This window comes from Streptomyces sp. NPDC091371 (genome assembly GCF_040684275.1).
GTDB lineage: Bacteria > Actinomycetota > Actinomycetes > Streptomycetales > Streptomycetaceae > Streptomyces.
On record NZ_JBFBFP010000004.1, the window covers coordinates 56,730 to 73,825 of the forward strand.

Sequence of the window (17,096 nt, forward strand, 5' to 3'; positions counted from 1 at the left end):
GGTCCGGCGGGGCGGACCGGCTCCAGCCGCGCAGGTCAGGGATGCACGCCCATACTGGAGAGGACGACGGTCGTGCAGGAATCCTCATCGGAAGCGCGGCAGCGATGGAGCAGGTGCCCTTCGACGAAGTGACCACCAGCGCAGCCCGGGACGCGGGCGGGTGGCTGGGCGCCCTGCCCGTCGCGGTGGTGGCCACGAGCGGGGACGGGACGATCGTCCGGTGGGACCACGCCGCGCAGGACCTCCTCGGCTACACCCCCCACGAGGTGCTCGGCCGCCACATCGCCGACCTGCTGCATCCCGGCGCGGACCGCAGCCTCGGCCGGTCGCTGTGGGAGAGCGCGGCGACCGGCCGCGGAGTGATGGGGACGGTGACCGCCTGGCACCGCGACGAACGTCCGCTGGAGCTGGAGATCTGGGCGTGCCCGGTGCCCGCCCGGCACCGGGGCGGCACCACCGTGCTGGTGTTCGCCGCCGAAGCCCGCGCGGCACGCCGGATCCGCGGCTCGTCGGCGGTGTGGGACGGACTGTTCTCCCGCTCCCCTGTCGGCATCGCGGTACTGGACACGCAACTGCGGTTCCTGCGCGTCAACCCGGCACTGGAGGCGATGAACGGCCTGCCCGAGGCGGCGCACGTCGGACGCCGCCTGGTGGAGATACTGCCCGACGTGAACGCCGCGTACATGGAGCAGTCCATGCGGCAGGTACTCGAGAGCGGGGAACCCGCCCTGGACTCCCGCCGCACCGGCCGTACCCCGGCCGACCCGGACCACGACCACGTGTGGTCGGGCTCCTACGTGCGGATCGAGGACGCGGACGGCCGCCCCATCGGCCTGACGGCGACCCTCATCGACATCACCGCATCGCAGCAGGCCCAGCTCGCCGCCGAAGCCGGACGCCGTCACCTCGCCCTCATCAACGAGGCCAGCGCCAAGATCGGCACCAGCCTGGACCTGGAACGCACCGCCCAGGAACTCGCCGACGTCGCCGTGCCCGACCTGGCGGACGCCGTCACCGTCGACGTCCTGGAGACCCTGGCCTCCGGGGGCGACCTCGGCTCCGGCCTCGTCGGCGGTGCCACGCTGCTCCGCCTGGGCAAGGCACCACTGACCGGATCGCCCGTCACCTCCATCCTCGCCCCGCTCGGGCGCACGCTGGCCTTCCCGGCGGGCGCCCCCTACACGCAGGCCCTCGCCGCACGCCGGCCGTTCGTCATCGCGGAGCTCGACGAACAGGCCATCGCCCCGGCGGCCCGGCACTCGACGGCGCCCGCGCGGCTTCTCGAGCGGGGGGTGCACTCGCTCATGATGACCCCGTTGCCGGCCCGCGGTGTGGTGCTGGGGCTGGCCACCTTCTACCGCACCCGGCCCATAGGACCGTTCACCGAGGACGAGGTCACACTGGCCGGGGAGCTGGCCGCCCGGGCCGCGGTGTGCCTGGACAACGCCCGCCTCTACCACCGCGAGCACGACACCGCCGCCGTTCTGCAGCGCAGCATGCTGCCCCAGCACATCACCCCGCCGCCGGGGATCGAGGTCGCGCACCGCTACCTGCCCGCCAGCGACGTCAACGAGGTCGGAGGCGACTGGTACGACGTCGTCCCCCTGAACGGCGGCAGGGCCGCGCTCGTCATCGGAGACGTGATGGGCCACGGCACCGCGGCCGCGGCGGTGATGGGACGGCTCTCCGCCAGCGTCAGGGCACTCGCCCGCCTCGATCTCGCGCCCGACGAGCTGCTGTACCAGTTGGAGGCGGCCTTGGACGACCTGGCGGAGCCCATGCTCGCCACGTTCCTCTCGGTCGTGGTCGATCCGGCCACCGGGCACTGCCGCATCACCCGCGCCGGCCACCCGCCGCCCGTGACCGTCACCCCGGACGGCGAAGCCCGCCTCCTCGACGTGCCGCCCGGCGCCCCGCTGGGCGTCGGCGGTACCCGGTTCACCACCACCGACCTCACCCTGCCGCCGGGCAGCCTCCTCGTCCTGTACACCGACGGACTCATCGAGGCCCGCGGCAGCGACATCGACGAGCGCCTCGCCGAGCTGACCGATCTGCTCGCCCGACCCGCCCCGTCCCTGTCCGCCCTGTGCGACAGCCTGCTCACCCACCTCGTGCCCGGCTCCGCCGACGACGACATCGCCCTCCTCATCGCCCGTATCAACACCATTGACCGATACTCGGACTAGGACAGCGGGACCGGCGGACGAGATGGGCACGCATGCGCGCCACTGAGAGCAACCAGGACCATCCCCTCGCTGTCACGCACACGGCCGCAGCACTGCTGGACCGTGCCGGGACGGTCATCGGCTGGACGCCGGCGGCCGAGGCCCTGGTGGGACGCGCGGCCGCGGACGTGTGCGGCCGACCGGCACGGGAGCTCCTGGCGGACGCGAGCGGCTGGGAAGCGGTTCTGGCTCAGGGCGGGCGGGGGAAGCCGGAGGGGTGGGAGGGCCGGGCGACCCTGCGGCACGGCTCGGGACGCGCGCTGGAGATCGGTTTCCGCGTCGTACCGCTGAACGACGGCGCGCCTGGGGACGCGGCCCGCTGCCTGGTGCTCGGCGCACCGCTGGAACTGGTCGCCCGATGGCGGCAGGACCACGCGTTCACCCAGGAGCTGTTCCTGCAGGGCCGAGTGGGCCTGGCCGTCTTCGACGCAGACCTGCGCCTGCTGCGGACGAACACGCACCTGCTGCCGTACACCGGGGTGCCCGTCGATCTGAGCGGCCTGCGCCTGGCCGACTTCCTGTGGGCCGAGGACGCGCGGATCATCGACGGCAGGCTGCGGGAGGTCCTGCACACCGGGAACCCCCTGATCGGCTTCGACGCGACCGCGCGCACCTTGGACGACCCGAGGGGCGGCCGGGTCGTGACCATCCAGGCGTTCAGGCTCCAGGAGCCCGACGGACGTCCGATGGGCGTGGCGGCGGTGTTCACCGACGTCACCGACCGCGAGCGGGCGCGCGGGCGCCTGGACCTGCTGTACCGCGCGACCGGTGCGCTGGGCGGTTCGCTGTCCGTCCCGCGCACCGTCGAGGACCTGGTCGGCGTCCTGGCGCCCGGGTTCGGCGAGTGCGCCGCGGTGGATCTCGCGGAGACGGTGCTGACCGGCGGTGAACCGGCCGCCGACGGGCACCTCGCGCTGCCGCTGATCCGGATGGCCGTCGCCGGAGCGGAACCGGACGTGCTGCGTGCGGGTACGACCCACTTCGCGGCCCCTCTCGACGCGGCGGCCGTTCCCTACCCGGCTCCCTACCCGACCGGGGCCGAACCGGGCGCGCCCGGGGCGCGGGAGAGCCGGGGCGAGCTGATCACCGGCCTCGCAGCCCGGTCCGCGGGGGCCGAGGACGACGCGGCCCCGGACTGGGCCGCCCGTGTCCCGGGTGCGCATTCGGCGATGACGGCGCCGCTCTGCGCACGGGGCATCCGGTTCGGCAGGCTCACCCTGTGGCGCACGGGGGACTCCCATCCGCTGGACGGGGACGACCTCGCGCTCCTGGAGGAGATCGCGGCCCGTGCGGCCGTCGCCGTGGACAACGCGCGGCGGTACACGAAGGAACGCCGCACCGCTGTGGGTCTGCAGCGGAGCCTCCTGCCGCCGGCCACCTCGGAAACGCCCGCGGTGGAGGCCGCCTGCATCTACCTGGCCTCCGACGCGGACAGCGGAGTGGGCGGCGACTGGTTCGACGTCATCCCGCTGTCGTCGGCCCGTGTCGCCCTGGTGGTCGGGGACGTCGCCGGTCACGGGCTGCACGCCACGGCCATGATGGGACGCATGCGCAGCGCCGTACGCGCGATGGCGGACCTGGAGCTGGAACCCGAGGAACTGCTGGCGCACGTGGACGACATGGTCCTGCAGGTCGTCGCCGAGGCCGAGAGCGACGACCCGGAGGACGGCGAGTCGGTCACGCCGGTGCCCGGCGGACCGGCCGGGGCCACCTGCCTGTACGCCGTATACGACCCGGTCACCCGCAGGTGCGTCATGGCGAGCGCCGGGCACCCGCCGCCGGCCGTGGTCAGCCCGGACGGGACCGTGGAGTACGTCGAGCTGAGCCCCGGCCCGCCGCTCGGGGTCGGCGGCTGGCCCTTCGAGCCCGTCGAGCGCGAGCTGCCGCCGGGGAGCGTCGTCGCCCTGTACACCGACGGCGTGATCGAACGCGGAGAGGGGGACATCGACCAGGGCATGCAGGACTTGGCGGACCGCCTGCTGCGCGCGGACGTGCTCGGCCGGCCGCTGCGTCAGGCCCGCCACGACATCGTGGAAGGGCTGCCGCCGGGCAGGCTCAGGGACGACGTCACCCTGCTGCTGGCCCGTACCCGGGTGGTGGATGCCGACTCCATCGCCACGTGGATGCTCGACGCCGACCCGGCGGTCGTCGGCGACGCACGGCGGCTCGTCCTGGAACAGCTGACCGCCTGGGACCTCGACGAGCTCGCCTTCAGTACGGAGCTCATCGCCAGCGAGCTGGTCACCAACGCCATCCGCCACGCCGGGGGCCCGGTCCGGCTCCGGCTGATCAGGGCGGACACCCTGACGTGCGAGGTCTCGGACTCCAGCAACACGCAGCCGAGGATGCGGCGGGCGAGGAGCTCCGAGGAAGGCGGCCGCGGCCTGTACATCGTGGCCCAGCTCTCGCACCGCTGGGGCAGCCGCTACTCCGGGGGAGGCAAGACCGTCTGGTCCGAACAGAGCCTGCCCCTCCCCTGACGGGGCCCGTCGCCCTCGGGCTTCCGGTAGCCGGGCGGTGGAGCAGGTCACAGGTCCTGCCCCTTATGGAGCTGTTGCTCCGCATGTCAGGATGTCGGCGCGATCCGGGTCCCCCACTTGCCGCACGGCCCGGCCCGACCCCCACGGAATCCGCCATGCCCCTGCCGTTCCCTCCCCGCGCCATGTCGGCCGTGCTCGCCGGTGCCGTGACCGCCCTGCTGGCGGCCTGCGCCCCCGAGGCCGTCGCGGGCGCGCCCGCTCCCCCACCGCGTACGACGGCTCCCGCGGCCGCGCCGTCGGTCCCGCCCGTGACCGCGCCCGCCTCCCCGGCACCTGCCGCGCCGGCCGCGCGCTCCGCCGCCTCCGGGCACATCCGGGTCTCCACCCTGTCGATCCCCTCGGCGGGCGTGAGCGGACTGCGCGTGGTGCCGTACGAGGGGACCACCGACGACGTGCCGGGCACCCGCATCCAGGACCGGGGAGAGGCCGCGAGCCCGTACGGCGAGGGGGGCGGGGCCGGGCCGGGCCAGGTGGGCAACTTCCTGGTCACCGCACACCGCCTGTCGGCGGGCGGCCCGCTCCACGACCTGCCCGCCGTGGAGGCGGGCGACACCGTCCTGGTCGCGGTGGACGGAACGACGTACACCTACGAGATCATCGCGACCCGCAGCACGTCCTTCCGCTCGGAGCGGTCGCTGAGCGAGCAGCGTGCGGCGGTGCCCGGCGCGCCCGGGGTGGCGCCCACCCAGGCCATGATCACGATCTCGACCTGCGCCACCCCCGAGGACCACGCGGCGGGCAACTTCTGGAGTGACGCCAGGGGCAACCCCGAGCACCGCATCGACAAGATAGGCGTACTGCGCCACACGGCGGCCGCACCCGCCGGCTGAGGCACCGGCACGGGCCGGGCGCCCGGCGCCCCTGGCCGCCCGCGCCGGGGGCCACGCCGTGACCCGGGCGATCCGCTGGGCCCTGCCGCCCGCTCCCCCTCCGGCGCCACCCGGCTGTGCCCCGCCCTCACCCGAATGCCCCGACCATTGGGCAACCGGGCCGGCACGCCTTTGACTGGGAGGTCCGGAACCCCCTTGGAGGCACGGTGGCGGCGGTCGGGCGGATGCATGGTGCGGCAGGTGTGGTGCTGTCGGTGGTGGCGCTCGGCGCCGCGGGCTGTTCGGACGGCGGCGGAAGCCCTTCCGGCGCCGTGTCGAGCGCCGCGTCGGCCGTGAAATCGGCGGGTGAGGCGGTCTCGTCGGCCGCCGCCGAGGCCGAGAAGGCCGCCGAGTCCGCCGCTGCCGTCGCGAAGGACAAGCTCGGCGAGATCAAGAACGGGATCGACGCCAAGGACCAGGTGTCCTTGGGTTCGGTGACGACCGACGCGGACGGGTACACGACGGTCCCCGTGTCAGTGGTGAACAGTGACGACGGGAAGAAGTCCTTCGCCGTGCAGGTCGAGTTCAAGGACGAGAGCGGCCACCTCCTCGACACCGTGGTGGTGACGGTCACGGACGTCCCCGGGAAGGGCACGGGGCAGGGCACGGCCCGCAGCACGCACAAACTGTCCGGTACGGTCTCGGCGCAGACCGGTACGGCGCTGCGCTACTGAGCCGTACGGGCCACTCCCCGCACACGCCCGGAGCACCCTCCGGCAGGTGCGGGTCGGCGACCCGGTCTGTACACGCCGTCTCCGAGAGCGCCCACGAGTACCGTGGAGGGTGCTCCCGGGGGCGCACCAGCGGGATGGGGTTGACCGTCGTGTCGACATCGAGTCACGAAACGTTCGGAACGCCCTGCTGGGTCAGCCTCATGGCCCGCGACCCCGGCAGGGCACATGAGTTCTACGCCGAGGTCCTCGGCTGGGAATTCGGGCCCGCCCGCCTCGGCGAGGGGTTCTCCGTCGCCTTCCGCGAGGGGATCCCGGTCGCCGGTATCGGCGCCCTGCCCGCGGCTCACACGATCCCGGCCGCGTGGACCCCGTACTTCGCCGTGGACGACGCCGACGTCACGGCGGCCCGCATCCTCGAACGCAGCGGAACCGTCGCCGTCGGCCCCCTGGCCTTCGGCACGGGCCGGGCGGCCCTCGCGGCCGACCTCGACGGGGCGGTCTTCGGGATCTGGCAGGGGGACGCCATCCCCGACTGGGGTATGGGCGGCGAAACCGCTCCGGCATGGCTCGAACTGCGCACCCGGAACGCCTTCGACGCCGCCATCTTCTACGGCGAGGTCCTGGAGTGGGCCTGTGACCACGCGGGCTGCTGCGAGGTCGCCTACGTGGAGGCGGACAACCGCATCCTGCTCCGGCACGCCGGCCGGACGGTGGCTCGCTTGCACGGCGGGACGCTCGCGGAGCACCCGGACCCGCACCTGCGGCCGCGCTGGCGCGTGTACTTCCGGGTACCCGACGTCGCGGCGGCCGTGAAGGCGGCCACGGCACTGGGCGGCAGCAGCGTCTCGGCGACCGGGTCCGATCCCGTCCCCCGCGAGATCACCCTCCGGGACCCCGACGGCGCCCTGTTCTCCATCGCCGGGCCGGCCGGACCGGGCTCCTCCCCGCAGTGAGAGGGCGCCTGTGGGACCCGGCTCCTCGGCCCGCCGTCCCGGTCAGCCCGCCCGCTCGACGCGCGCGAGCCACTCGGCGATGAGGGCGCGCAGCAGCTCCGGCTGCTCGTGGGGCAGGGCGTGTCCCGCGTCGTCGAGCACCGCCAGGGAGGCGTGCGGGTAGTGATCGACGAGGTCGGCAGCGGCGGCGTACCCGACGGTCGAGTCCAGCCGCCCCGCCACGACCAGCGTCGGACCCGGGTACGCCGGGCCGCGGTCGGGGGTGAGCTCCCATCGCCCGCCGATCCGCTCGAGCGCGGCCTCGTCGACGAGCCCGGCGGCAGGGGCGACGTAGCGTTCGTACCGCTCGAGCATCTCCGGGGTGCGGATCACGAAGTAGCCGCGGAACTCCTCGTCGCCGATCTCCCCGGATCCGGCGACGGCCCGGTGGTCCGGGACGTCGCGCAGGCCCGGCAGCAGCGGACAGACCAGCGCGAGGCCTGCGACCTGCGCCGGCGTCCTCGCGGCCATCGCCTGCGCGTAGTAGGCGCCCGCCGAGTGGCCGATGAGGAGGTGGGGCGTCCCGCCGGTGACCTGGTCGGCGAAGCCGAGCAGGGTGTCGAGCACGTCGTCGGCACTGCGCAGCGCCTCGGGAGCCGGCGTCCGGCCCGTGCCGGGCAGGTCCGGATAGATCCGCCGGAACCCGGCGACGCCGTCGAAGGACGGCTCGAAGCAGGCCTCGGGCTCGCGGTGGTCGACGCCGGCGCCGTGCAGCACCAGCACGGGCCGGCCGACTCCGTGCTCCACGTAGTGGACCGTGACCTCGCCCGCTCGGATCTCCATCCTGACGAACCTACCGGTTCCCGCACCGACGGTGCGGCGGGCGGGGCGTGTTGGCGGGGCTGGAGGACGGGGGCCGCGTCGGCGAAGATGGCATCGTCACCCGTCAGCGTTGCAAGCGAGCGAGGAGCGTCCTGCCGATGCCCAGCCCCGGTTCCGGTTCCGGTTCCCGCAGGCGGCCGCCGACGATCGCCGATGTCGCCCAGGCCGCCTCGGTGTCCCGGACGACCGTGTCCCATGCCCTGAACGGGCTGGGCAAGGTCGACCCCCGGACCCGCGAACGCATCAAGCAGGTGGCCGCCGAACTCGGGTACCGGCCCAACCTGCGCGCGCAGCGCCTGCGCCAGGGGCACGCGAAGGCCATCGCGCTCGCTTCGTCGATGCCCTTCGCGGTGGCGGGCGGCCCCTCCCGGCTCGGCTTCTACATGGAAGTCGCCGCCGCCGCGGCCGAACGCGCCCTGGTCCACGGGTACGCGCTCGTCCTGGTGCCGCCCGTGCAGTCCGGATCGGCGCTGCACTCCCTCGACATCGACGGCGCGATCGTCGTCGAGCCCAGCGAGGACGACGCGGCCGTCGCGCAGTTGCGCGAGCGGAACCTGCCGTACGTGGCGCTCGGCCGCGAGTTGCGCTCGGACGCGGACGCCCCGTACGTCGACCTGCGCGGCGGCCTGGTCGCCGAGCTGCTGCTGGAGCACCTGCGCGCCCAGGGGGCCCGCCATCCGGCGCTCGTCATCGGCGCCGGCACCCGCCACTCCGCCGTCGACGCCCGGGCGGCATACGAACGTGTCGCCGCCGAGCAGGGCTGGACCCCCCTCGTCGCCACCGCCCCGGAGGAGGGCGGGGAGGAAGCCGGCTACGAGTGCTGCGCGGCCCTGCTGGCCGACCACCCCGAGATCGACGCCGTCTGCGCGCTCGTGGACGCCTTCGCGGTGGGCGCCGTCCGTGCGATCCGGGACAGCGGCCGCACCGTCCCGGACGACGTCATGGTGGTCACGCGGTACGACGGCCCGCGGGCCCGCACCTGTGAGCCGCCGCTCACAGCGGTCGACCTCCAGCTGGACCGGGCGGCCGGCGACGCGGTCGAACTGCTCCTGGCCCGCCTGCGCGAGGAGGACACCGCCGCCGCCGACGCGCCCGCTGCGACGACGGCAGCGGCGCCGGCACCCGAGCCCCGCGTCATCGCGCGGGCCTCGTCGCTGCGCGTCAGGGCGCCAGAATGAGCACCACGCCGGAGACCAGGGCGAAGACCAGGACCAGCGGGCGCATCCTCGCGGCGTCGACGCGGTGGTGCGCCAGCCGGCTCAGCCACGCCCCGACGGCCAGGGCCGGCAGGAGCAGCACGGCCCAGCCCAGCTGCTCCGGGCTGCCCTGGCCGGTCGCGAGCAGCAGGGCGAGCGAGACGACCTCGCCGACGAGGAAGCACACGGCGACCGTGGACCGCAGCTCCGCCGGCGGCCGGTGCTGGTAGACGAGGGCCAGTGGCGGGCCGCCCACGCCGGTCGCGGTCTCGGTGAGACCGGTGACGAGTCCCGCTCCGAGGTACGCGGCGCGGCCGGGCACGAAGGCCGGCGCGGCCAGACTCACCACCGCCGCCAGTACGGTCGCCCCGCCGACGACCACCCCGAGCCGCTGCTCCGGAACCGCCCAGAGCAGTACCAGTCCGCCCGGAGTCGCGACCAGGCGGGCCACCGTGATCCAGCCCGCACCCCGCAGGTCCAGGGCGTGCCGCTCGCGCCAGGCCACGTACATGTTCAGCGGGATCATCGACGCGAGGACGAACACCGGGAGCAGGGCGGGCTGGAGCAGCCCGGCCACCGGTGCGACGACCAGGGCGAATCCGAGGCCGCTGGTCCCCTGGACGAACGCGGCGGCGGCCACCACCAGGGCGAGGATCGCCACCGTTGCGGCGCTCACCGTGCGGCGCTCCGGGAGCGTGCGTCCGTGGACGTGCGGTGTACGCGTGTCACCCCGGCCCGCGCGACCACCTCCCGGCCCAGCTCGGCCGCCCGCCGCACCAGCGCGGAGCCGTCCCATCCGACGGGCCGTCCCTGGAACATCCGCAGCCTTCCGGCGACGAACACGGCGGTGATCTGGTCGCGGTTGCCGCGCCGCACGAGTTCCCACGGCAGGTCCCAGGACGGCCGCATCTCCGGGCCGCTCGCGTCGACGAGCAGGAAGTCGGCCGCCGCCCCGGCGGCGATCCGGCCGGTGAGCGCGCCGAGGCCGACGGCGTCCGCGCCGCCCGGGCCCGCGTGTTCCAGCCAGGTCCAGCCGGCGCCGCACGAGGAGTCCCCGGTGGCCAGCCCGTAGGTGAGGCGCTGGGCGAACTCCGCCGCCTCCACCAGCCGGAACCCGTCACCGCGGGTGCCGTCCGTGCCCAGTCCGAAGCGGATCCCCCGATCGGCCATGGTGATCGCGGGTGCCACGGCGTTGCCCTTCCAGGCGCTGGCGACGGGGTTGTAGCTCACCGCGGTGCCGGTGTCGGCGAGCAGGGTCAGCTCGGCCGGTGTCACCAGGGTGGCGTGGGCGGCCAGCAACTGCGGTCCCAGCGCGCCGACTTCGCGCAGGTACTCCAGAGGGCGCAGGCCGTGCCGGACGAGGGAGCGCTCCACGGCGGCGAGGTGCTCGTTGACGTGGATCTGGACGACGGCGCCCGCTTCCGCGGCGAGCCGGGCCGTGGCCCGCAGCGTCCGCGCCGTCGCGGCTTCCGGGACGGAGACCGCCAGCGACGGGTGGACCAGTTCCTCCCCGTCGTACCGGGCGAGGTGCTTCTCGGCCCGGTCCTGCACGTCGGCGGCACCACCGCCGTCGGCGCCGTCTGCGTCGTTGCAGACGAGTCCCAGCACGCAGCGGATCCCGGCGTCGCGGGTGGCCCTGGCCACGACGTCCACGTCCACGGAGGCCCTCGTACCGGCATCCGCGACGGTGGTGAACCCTCCCCGCAGCGATTCGAGGGCTGCGAGTTTCGCGGCCACGTAGGCGGATTCCTCGTCCAGGGCCCCCTCCAGGGGGACCCACACCCGGCGGAAGATCTCGGAGGGCTCACCGAAGGCGAGCGCGGCGCCGAAGCTCTGCGTCAGGTGGTGGTGCGCGTCGACGAATCCCGGCATCAGTACGTGTCCGGGCAGCCGCAGGGGGGTGAGGTGCGGGTGGTCGAGCTCCAGCCGTGCGGCGGGTCCGACCGCGCGGAAGGCGCCGTCGGCCACGACGGCCGCGTACTGCTCCATCGGGCCGTCGGGGGTCATCACGACGGCCGGGGCGAGGAGTTGGGCCTCGCCGGCCAGGTGGTGGGGGCGGAGGCCGTCCGTGGCCGGACCGCCGCCCGCGTTCGGGTCGTAATGCGTCAGGTCGGTCATCTCAGTCTTTCCGTACGGGTCATGCGTGGGGTACGGCGCGGGGCTCGCCCGCGTCGAGGAGGGCGGGGGCGGGCTCTCCCGCGCGCCACCGGGCGAGCCGGGGCCGTACGTGGTGGAAGAGGACGTTGAGGATGGCGGCGGTGAACGCGCCGACGGCGACGCCGCTTTCGAGCAGGATCCGCGCGTTGGACGGCAGGCCCGCGTAGACGCCGGGGACGAGGATCGGCAGCAGGCCCAGCGCGATGGCGACGGCGCAGATGAACCCGTGGGAGTGCTGTTCGAGGTCCGCCTTTCCCAGCATCTGGATACCGAGCACCGTGATCACCGCGAACACCACCATGGCGGTTCCGCCGACGACGGCGGACGGGATGGCGCTGATGGCCCGGATGACGGGGGCGAGGAAGCCGGTGACGATGAGCACGACGCCGGCGGCCGCGGTGACGAACCGGCTGCGCACGCCCGTGACACGGACGATTCCGATGTTCTCGCCGCTGGTCACCATCAGCGGCAGTCCCAGGAAGCCCCCGAAGAGCGACACGAGGGCATCGCCGCGGATGGTCCGGGGGACGACCTTCCGCTTGTCGATCTCCTTGCCGACGGTCTCCGCGTTGATGACGGTCTGCCCGGTGGCCTCCGCCATGGAGGCCAGTCCGTAGAGCATCAGCGGCAGCGCGGCGACGAGGTGGAACTCGGGAGATCCGAACGGCATGAGCTGCGGGGCGCTCAGAACCCCGCCCTCGGCGACGGCGCCGAAGTCGAACCGGCCGAGCGCGAAGGCCAGCACGCTGCCCGCGATCAGGCCCAGCATCACGGCGAGTTGCCGCACGACGCCGGTGAACAGCCAGTAGAGGGCGACGGTGAAGCCGATCGTCGCCATGCCGAGCGCCAGGTCCGTGGTGTTGGCGAAGCCGGGCGAGCCCGGCCGCCCGGTGACGAGCAGCGCGCCCACCTTCACCAGGTTGACCCCGACGATGACGATCATCGTGCCGATGACCAGGGTCGGGAAGAACTTCAACAGGCGCGCGAAGACCGGCAGGACGACGAAGTAGAAGGCGGCGCTGATGATCACCGCGCCGGTGGCGGTGCGCACGCCGTGCTGTTCGGCGATCGCCAGGAACAGGATCAGCGGGGCTCCGCCGGGCAGCATGACGAAGGGCAGCCGGGGCCCGAACTTCCAGGGGCCCAGGGACTGGATGAGTGAACCGACCCCGGAGAGCACGAAGGCCGCCGAGAGCAGGTTCACGGTGAGGTCCGTGTCGAGGTGGAGGGTCGCGCTCATCAGGAAGATCGCCGAGACGGGGGTCGCCGCCATGACGAGGACGTGCTGGAGGCCGAACAGGAGGATCCTGCTCAGCGGGCGGGATTGGTCGACGGGGTGCGGGAGAGTGCTGGGACTGGACACGTTCGAGCTCCGTTCGGCTCGCTCCGGCTTCGGCCGCGATCCGGCTCCGGGCAGGGGCCGAATCGATGGGGCCAAATCGATTTGGCCGCCAGTATGCGAGGGCCCCGGAGGCCCGTCAAGAGTTGTGGACGCGCCGCTTCCGCCGGCTCCCGGACGGACGCCGGGGCGACCGGGGAGTCGCCACCCGGCTCGCGGCCCGGCGGACAACACCCCGGCATCCGCTCCCCTTTGGGGTCCGCGCACGCCGAAGTGCGCCGGTCCCCACTGGGAACCGGCGCACGGGACCGACCGTGTCGGTCAGGCGGCGAAGCTGCGGTTGCCGGTGAGGGACCAGACCGCGGAGATCCGGCCGTCCGTGACCGCGAACATGTCGATGCCGCTCTTGACGACGACGTCTCCGCCGTCGTCGGCGTGCCTCTCGCTCCACCGGCAGGCCAGCTCGCCGCGCTCGGAGTCGACCAGCGGCGGGGCGTCGGCGGCGAACGTCATGCCGGTGAAGGCAAGGCTGTTGGCCGAGATGAAGGCCGTCAGTTCGTCCCGGCCGAAGGTGGCGGCGGAGTCGTCCGCGAAGTGCAGCCGGAAGCCGGGGGCGAGGATCTGGTCGGCGAGGGCGACGTCTCCGTTCCAGAGCGCCGCCCAGCCCTCCACCAGCCGGGTGCCGGCCTCCCGGGTCAGCGGTGCGGAGTCGGTGGTGGGGGTCGTCGTCACAGACATGGGTGCCTTCCGTGGTCGGTCGTGGTCACACAGCCTCCGGGCCGTGGGCGACAACCCCCTGTCGGTGTTTAGCCCTCCGCGCGGCGGCTCAAGCGGAACCGTAGAGTTCTTCGAGCGCCTCGTCGAGCGCGACGAAATCCCGTGCGGGGATGTCCAGTTCGGACAGGTCGACCAGCCGCGGTTCCACCGTCTCCTCCAGTGCCCGCGCCCCGCGGATGCGGTCGAGGCGGAAAGCCCGCACGGCTGAACGCAGTCGGCACCAGCCGATGAGGTACCAGTGCTCGCCGTCGAGGAAGCCCAGGGGCTCGACGGCGCGGTCGGTGACCCCGCCCTGCCCGTCGGCGTAGCGCAGGCGCAGCAGCCGGCGGGTCGAGAGCGCCTCGCGCAGGACGTGCAGGACGTGCGGGGCGTGCAGGACCTCGGACGGTTCGGCGGGGTTCACGGCGACCCGTACCCGGCCGGCGAGCTCGCGCGCGGCCTGACGATCGCGCTGCGGCATGACGGCGAGCACCTTGTACAACGCCGAGCGGGCGTCCTCGGCGAACGGCGTCCCGGACAGCCGGTGCAGGGCGACGGCCAGGGCCGCCGCCTCGGCCGGTGTGATGGTCAGGGGCGGCAGGGTGTGGTCCTTGTCCACCACGTACCCGCCGCTGCGGCCCGGTTCGGCGTAGAGCGGCACACCGGACTGCTGCAGCGCGCTGAGGTCCCGCTCGATGGTGCGGGTGCTGACGCCGAAGCGCTCGGCGAGCCACCGGGCGCTGCGCGGCCGGGGCGAGACCGCGCGTAACTCCTCCACCAGGGCGTAAAGACGCTCGGTTCGGTTCACAGTCAAGGACCGTAGCCGATGCCCGATCCCCCCGGGGCGGTACGGAGGCGGATCCGGCCGGGTGGCCGGTGCTCCGGCCGGTGCAGGGCGCATCATCATTTAGGATTCAAGGCGGCCGCGGGGCTGCGGCCGGTCGCCGTGCGCGGCGACCGCGCACCGGTCGGGCCGGCCGGTCGCCGAGAGCGGCCCGGGTCAGGGCCGTGGTCCCGATGGGGGCCACATGACGCTGGTCATGAAGATCCCGGGGCACCGGGCACACCCGCCCACGAACAGAAGACCCCCAGGGAGAAGTGAGGTATGCCAGTGATCTGCGTCGGAGGCATGATCGGCATCGGCAAGACCAGTGTGGCCGAGCTGCTCGCCAAGGACCTGGGCAGCGAAGTCTTCTACGAGAGCGTGGACGACAATCCGATCCTCCCGCTCTTCTACACGGCGAGCCCCGAGGAGATCGAGGCGCGGCGCTACCCCTTCCTCCTCCAGCTCTACTTCCTGCAGACGCGGTTCGCCGCGATCAAGGAGGCGTACAAGCAGGGTCACAACGTCCTCGACCGGTCCATATACGAGGACTGGTACTTCGCGAAGGTCAACCACGACCTGGGGCGGATCAGCTCCCTCGAGATGCAGGTGTACGAGGGGTTGCTGGGCGAGATGATGCGCGAGATCGACGGCCTGCCGTACCGCAAGGCACCCGATCTCATGGTCTACCTCAAGGCGGACTTCGAGACCGTGCTGCACCGGATCGGGCTGCGGGGCCGCGATTTCGAACAGGACGAGAGCCTCGTCGCCTACTACCGGACCCTGTGGTCCGGCTACGACGACTGGGTGCACAAGCACTACTCGGCCAGCGAGGTCCTCGTCGTCGACATGAACCGCACCGATGTGGTCAACAACCCCGAGGACGCCGCCCGCGTGGCGCGCGAGGTCAGGGACGCCCTGGCGGCGGTCGGTCGCCCGGCCTGAGGCGGCGGGCGGCGGGTGAGGAAGGTCACCGCCGGGGAGGCCCCCGGCGGCCCGCTCCGTTGCTAGGTTGTCCGGCGGCCGGATTCCAGGCCCCGGACGAGATGCGCCGTACCCGGTTACGCACGACGACGCGCGAGGTGCTGCACGAGCAGCGCCGTCCGCTGTCCGCGCCCGGGCAGCGTCCTCGTCGAGCAAGATGGGCCGAACGCCATGACCGTGCCACTCACCCGCAGCCTGTACCGGACGACCGCACACGCCGCCGGGGGCCGTACCGGATCCGTCCGCACGGACGACGGGCGCCTGGACGTCCGCCTCGCCCCGCCGCGCAAGAAGGTGCCCGGCACCACCAACCCCGAGCAGCTGTTCGCGGCCGGCTTCGCCGCCTGCTTCACCTCCGCGCTCGCGGAGGTGGCCGCCGAGTTCGGTGCGGATGCCTCCGCCGCGCGCGTGGCCTGCGAAGTTCAGCTCGGCACCACGGACACGCCCGCCGGCTACGGCCTCGCGGTGGCCCTCACCGTCAGCCTGCCGGGGTGGCGTGCGGCGGACCTCCAGCCCCTGCTGCACCGGGCGGACGCGGTCTGCCCGTACTCGCAGGCAGTACGGGGCAACGTACCGGTGACCCTCCTGGCCGTGGACGACGCCGACACCGGCACCGGCCCCGATGACCAGGCCTGAGCCGGATCCGCAGCCGGCCGGCCCCGGCGTGGCGGTGCCCGAGCACGGCGCGTGGCTGCGGCGCGGCATCAGCCGCGACGGCGGCCCCTTGCGCGAGGACGGCGAAGTGGTGTGGCTGCAGACCGGGCCGTACTACGCCGACAGCCGCGGCTTCGCCGGTACGACGTCCTTCGACGGCTCCCGGGTCCGTTTCCACCACCTCACGGGCGAGCCCGGCGAAGACACCGGCACCTTCCGGTGGGAGGGCGCGAACCTCGTCGAGCGGGGCACCAACCCGGACGGCAGCACCTTCCTGGAGGTCTGGACCCCGCTGCCCGGCGCCGAGGGTGCCACCGGCTCCTGGACCGGTCCGGACCACCACGTGGTGCGTGTGGGCCGCCACGTCGTGCACGTCGATTCGAGTACGGGTACGTACTGGCGGCTGTGACCTCCGTCCGGACCGCGGCCGTGCCGAGCGGCGGGCGTCAGCTGTCGGGCTCGGCCGCCGCGATGGCGGCGAGGGCCGACCCCGGATCCCGTTCGACCTCGAGGTCACCCAGGGTGACCACCCCGACGAGCTCGCCGTCCTCGGTCTGCACGGGCAGGCGTCTCAGCGCATGGCGCCGCATGAGATCGGCGGCCTGCTGGACGTCGTCCCCGGGACCGACGGTGATCGGCTCAGAGCTGCAGATCGCCTGCACCGTCGTCTCCGCGGGGTCCCGGTTCTCGGCGATGGCCCGTATGACGAGGTCCCGGTCGGTCAGGATCCCGCGCAGCCTGCCCTCGTCGACGACCAGGACGTCCCCGATGTCCGCGTCCCGCATGACGCGGGCCGCTTCGGCCAGTGAGGTCAGTTTCTCGACGGTCACCGGCTTCTCGGTCATCACCTCGTGGACTCGCCGGGTCATGGTTCCTCCCGCTACTGGAAGCGGCTGCTACCCGGCGCCTACCCGGGCCGGGGACCCGTATGCGGACCACCTCGCCGGCCGGCGGCGGACACGCGCGGACGCTGGTCCGGGCGGGCGTTCTCGCGTGTGTCCGGCTCCGCGAGCCGGGGTCCTGGGGGTCTCCCGGGTGATGGTGGAGCGGGAGCCGGACGTCCGT

At 73.6% G+C, this 17,096-nt stretch carries 16 protein-coding genes and 1 riboswitch; of the genes, 9 read left to right on the forward strand and 7 right to left on the reverse strand.

From position 1 onward, the window contains the following. The first annotated feature begins 104 nt into the window (after positions 1 to 104). The 5 genes from AB0O21_RS07080 (at position 105) to AB0O21_RS07100 (ending at position 7,261) form a co-directional block, all read left to right on the forward strand. Positions 105 to 2,186 carry a SpoIIE family protein phosphatase gene (locus AB0O21_RS07080; protein WP_365167235.1) on the forward strand — a complete coding sequence of 694 codons (2,082 nt, stop codon included), beginning with the start codon at positions 105 to 107 and terminating at the stop codon, positions 2,184 to 2,186. A 32-nt stretch (positions 2,187 to 2,218) separates the two neighbouring features. Further along, positions 2,219 to 4,705 (forward strand): SpoIIE family protein phosphatase, encoded by a 2,487-nt coding sequence (locus AB0O21_RS07085; RefSeq protein ID WP_365167237.1) that lies wholly within the window; start codon positions 2,219 to 2,221, stop codon positions 4,703 to 4,705. Positions 4,706 to 4,860: 155 nt separating this feature from the next. Next, positions 4,861 to 5,595, forward strand: coding sequence for a sortase (locus tag AB0O21_RS07090; RefSeq protein ID WP_365167240.1), 735 nt, complete (start codon positions 4,861 to 4,863; stop codon positions 5,593 to 5,595). Positions 5,596 to 5,801: 206 nt separating this feature from the next. Beyond that, on the forward strand, positions 5,802 to 6,308 hold the full coding sequence (locus AB0O21_RS07095) for a hypothetical protein (RefSeq protein ID WP_365167243.1): 507 nt from the start codon (positions 5,802 to 5,804) through the stop codon (positions 6,306 to 6,308). Positions 6,309 to 6,508: 200 nt separating this feature from the next. Then, complete coding sequence (locus tag AB0O21_RS07100) at positions 6,509 to 7,261, forward strand: VOC family protein (protein WP_365167245.1); 753 nt, start codon at positions 6,509 to 6,511, stop codon at positions 7,259 to 7,261. 42 nt (positions 7,262 to 7,303) lie between these two features. Here AB0O21_RS07100 and AB0O21_RS07105 read toward each other — a convergent pair whose 3' ends face one another. Continuing rightward, positions 7,304 to 8,083, reverse strand: a complete 780-nt coding sequence (locus tag AB0O21_RS07105) for an alpha/beta hydrolase (RefSeq protein ID WP_365167248.1) — start codon at positions 8,081 to 8,083, stop codon at positions 7,304 to 7,306. Positions 8,084 to 8,220: 137 nt separating this feature from the next. Between AB0O21_RS07105 and AB0O21_RS07110 the strand changes: the two genes are divergently transcribed. Next, positions 8,221 to 9,300, forward strand: a complete 1,080-nt coding sequence (locus AB0O21_RS07110) for a LacI family DNA-binding transcriptional regulator (protein WP_365167250.1) — start codon at positions 8,221 to 8,223, stop codon at positions 9,298 to 9,300. On the opposite strand, the gene AB0O21_RS07115 is transcribed toward AB0O21_RS07110, so the two are convergent. The 5 genes from AB0O21_RS07115 to AB0O21_RS07135 form a co-directional block, all read right to left on the reverse strand. Next, entirely contained in the window at positions 9,284 to 9,994 is a 711-nt protein-coding gene (locus tag AB0O21_RS07115) for a sulfite exporter TauE/SafE family protein (protein ID WP_365167252.1), read from the reverse strand. The two genes, AB0O21_RS07110 and AB0O21_RS07115, sit on opposite strands and share 17 nt — an antisense overlap. Further along, complete coding sequence (locus AB0O21_RS07120; protein ID WP_365167254.1) at positions 9,991 to 11,436, reverse strand: amidohydrolase family protein; 1,446 nt, start codon at positions 11,434 to 11,436, stop codon at positions 9,991 to 9,993. Before AB0O21_RS07120 ends, AB0O21_RS07115 begins: the two co-directional genes overlap by 4 nt. Positions 11,437 to 11,455: 19 nt before the next feature. Continuing rightward, positions 11,456 to 12,838 carry a solute carrier family 23 protein gene (locus AB0O21_RS07125; RefSeq protein WP_365167257.1) on the reverse strand — a complete coding sequence of 461 codons (1,383 nt, stop codon included), beginning with the start codon at positions 12,836 to 12,838 and terminating at the stop codon, positions 11,456 to 11,458. A gap of 297 nt (positions 12,839 to 13,135) precedes the next feature. After that, positions 13,136 to 13,552, reverse strand: a complete 417-nt coding sequence (locus tag AB0O21_RS07130; RefSeq protein ID WP_365167259.1) for a nuclear transport factor 2 family protein — start codon at positions 13,550 to 13,552, stop codon at positions 13,136 to 13,138. Between the two features lie 88 nt (positions 13,553 to 13,640). Beyond that, positions 13,641 to 14,378, reverse strand: a complete 738-nt coding sequence (locus AB0O21_RS07135; protein ID WP_365167262.1) for a WYL domain-containing protein — start codon at positions 14,376 to 14,378, stop codon at positions 13,641 to 13,643. A 297-nt stretch (positions 14,379 to 14,675) separates the two neighbouring features. On the opposite strand from AB0O21_RS07135, the gene AB0O21_RS07140 reads away from it, so the two are divergent. From AB0O21_RS07140 to AB0O21_RS07150, 3 genes are all read left to right on the forward strand, one after another. Continuing rightward, positions 14,676 to 15,338 (forward strand): deoxynucleoside kinase, encoded by a 663-nt coding sequence (locus AB0O21_RS07140; RefSeq protein ID WP_365167264.1) that lies wholly within the window; start codon positions 14,676 to 14,678, stop codon positions 15,336 to 15,338. Between the two features lie 72 nt (positions 15,339 to 15,410). Beyond that, positions 15,411 to 15,473, forward strand: a riboswitch (guanidine-III (ykkC-III) riboswitch). 75 nt (positions 15,474 to 15,548) lie between these two features. Continuing rightward, positions 15,549 to 16,013, forward strand: coding sequence for an Ohr family peroxiredoxin (locus AB0O21_RS07145; RefSeq protein ID WP_365167266.1), 465 nt, complete (start codon positions 15,549 to 15,551; stop codon positions 16,011 to 16,013). Beyond that, on the forward strand, positions 16,000 to 16,440 hold the full coding sequence (locus tag AB0O21_RS07150; protein WP_365167269.1) for a hypothetical protein: 441 nt from the start codon (positions 16,000 to 16,002) through the stop codon (positions 16,438 to 16,440). Before AB0O21_RS07145 ends, AB0O21_RS07150 begins: the two co-directional genes overlap by 14 nt. Positions 16,441 to 16,477: 37 nt before the next feature. Here AB0O21_RS07150 and AB0O21_RS07155 read toward each other — a convergent pair whose 3' ends face one another. Beyond that, a complete protein-coding gene (locus tag AB0O21_RS07155) occupies positions 16,478 to 16,900 on the reverse strand; it encodes a CBS domain-containing protein (RefSeq protein ID WP_365167272.1) in 423 nt (140 codons plus the stop codon). Positions 16,901 to 17,096 lie beyond the last annotated feature (196 nt).

Excerpts from the sequence above, each read along its gene's own strand:
- AB0O21_RS07080 (WP_365167235.1), top strand. The coding sequence starts at position 105 with ATGGAGCAGGTGCCCTTCGACGAAGTGACCACCAGCGCAGCCCGGGAC.
- AB0O21_RS07085 (WP_365167237.1), top strand. The coding sequence starts at position 2,219 with ATGCGCGCCACTGAGAGCAACCAGGACCATCCCCTCGCTGTCACGCAC.
- AB0O21_RS07090 (WP_365167240.1), top strand. The coding sequence starts at position 4,861 with ATGCCCCTGCCGTTCCCTCCCCGCGCCATGTCGGCCGTGCTCGCCGGT.
- AB0O21_RS07100 (WP_365167245.1), top strand. The coding sequence starts at position 6,509 with ATGGCCCGCGACCCCGGCAGGGCACATGAGTTCTACGCCGAGGTCCTC.
- AB0O21_RS07105 (WP_365167248.1), bottom strand. The coding sequence starts at position 8,083 with ATGGAGATCCGAGCGGGCGAGGTCACGGTCCACTACGTGGAGCACGGA.
- AB0O21_RS07110 (WP_365167250.1), top strand. The coding sequence starts at position 8,221 with ATGCCCAGCCCCGGTTCCGGTTCCGGTTCCCGCAGGCGGCCGCCGACG.
- AB0O21_RS07120 (WP_365167254.1), bottom strand. The coding sequence starts at position 11,436 with ATGACCGACCTGACGCATTACGACCCGAACGCGGGCGGCGGTCCGGCC.
- AB0O21_RS07130 (WP_365167259.1), bottom strand. The coding sequence starts at position 13,552 with ATGTCTGTGACGACGACCCCCACCACCGACTCCGCACCGCTGACCCGG.
- AB0O21_RS07140 (WP_365167264.1), top strand. The coding sequence starts at position 14,676 with ATGCCAGTGATCTGCGTCGGAGGCATGATCGGCATCGGCAAGACCAGT.
- AB0O21_RS07145 (WP_365167266.1), top strand. The coding sequence starts at position 15,549 with ATGACCGTGCCACTCACCCGCAGCCTGTACCGGACGACCGCACACGCC.
- AB0O21_RS07150 (WP_365167269.1), top strand. The coding sequence starts at position 16,000 with ATGACCAGGCCTGAGCCGGATCCGCAGCCGGCCGGCCCCGGCGTGGCG.
- AB0O21_RS07155 (WP_365167272.1), bottom strand. The coding sequence starts at position 16,900 with ATGACCCGGCGAGTCCACGAGGTGATGACCGAGAAGCCGGTGACCGTC.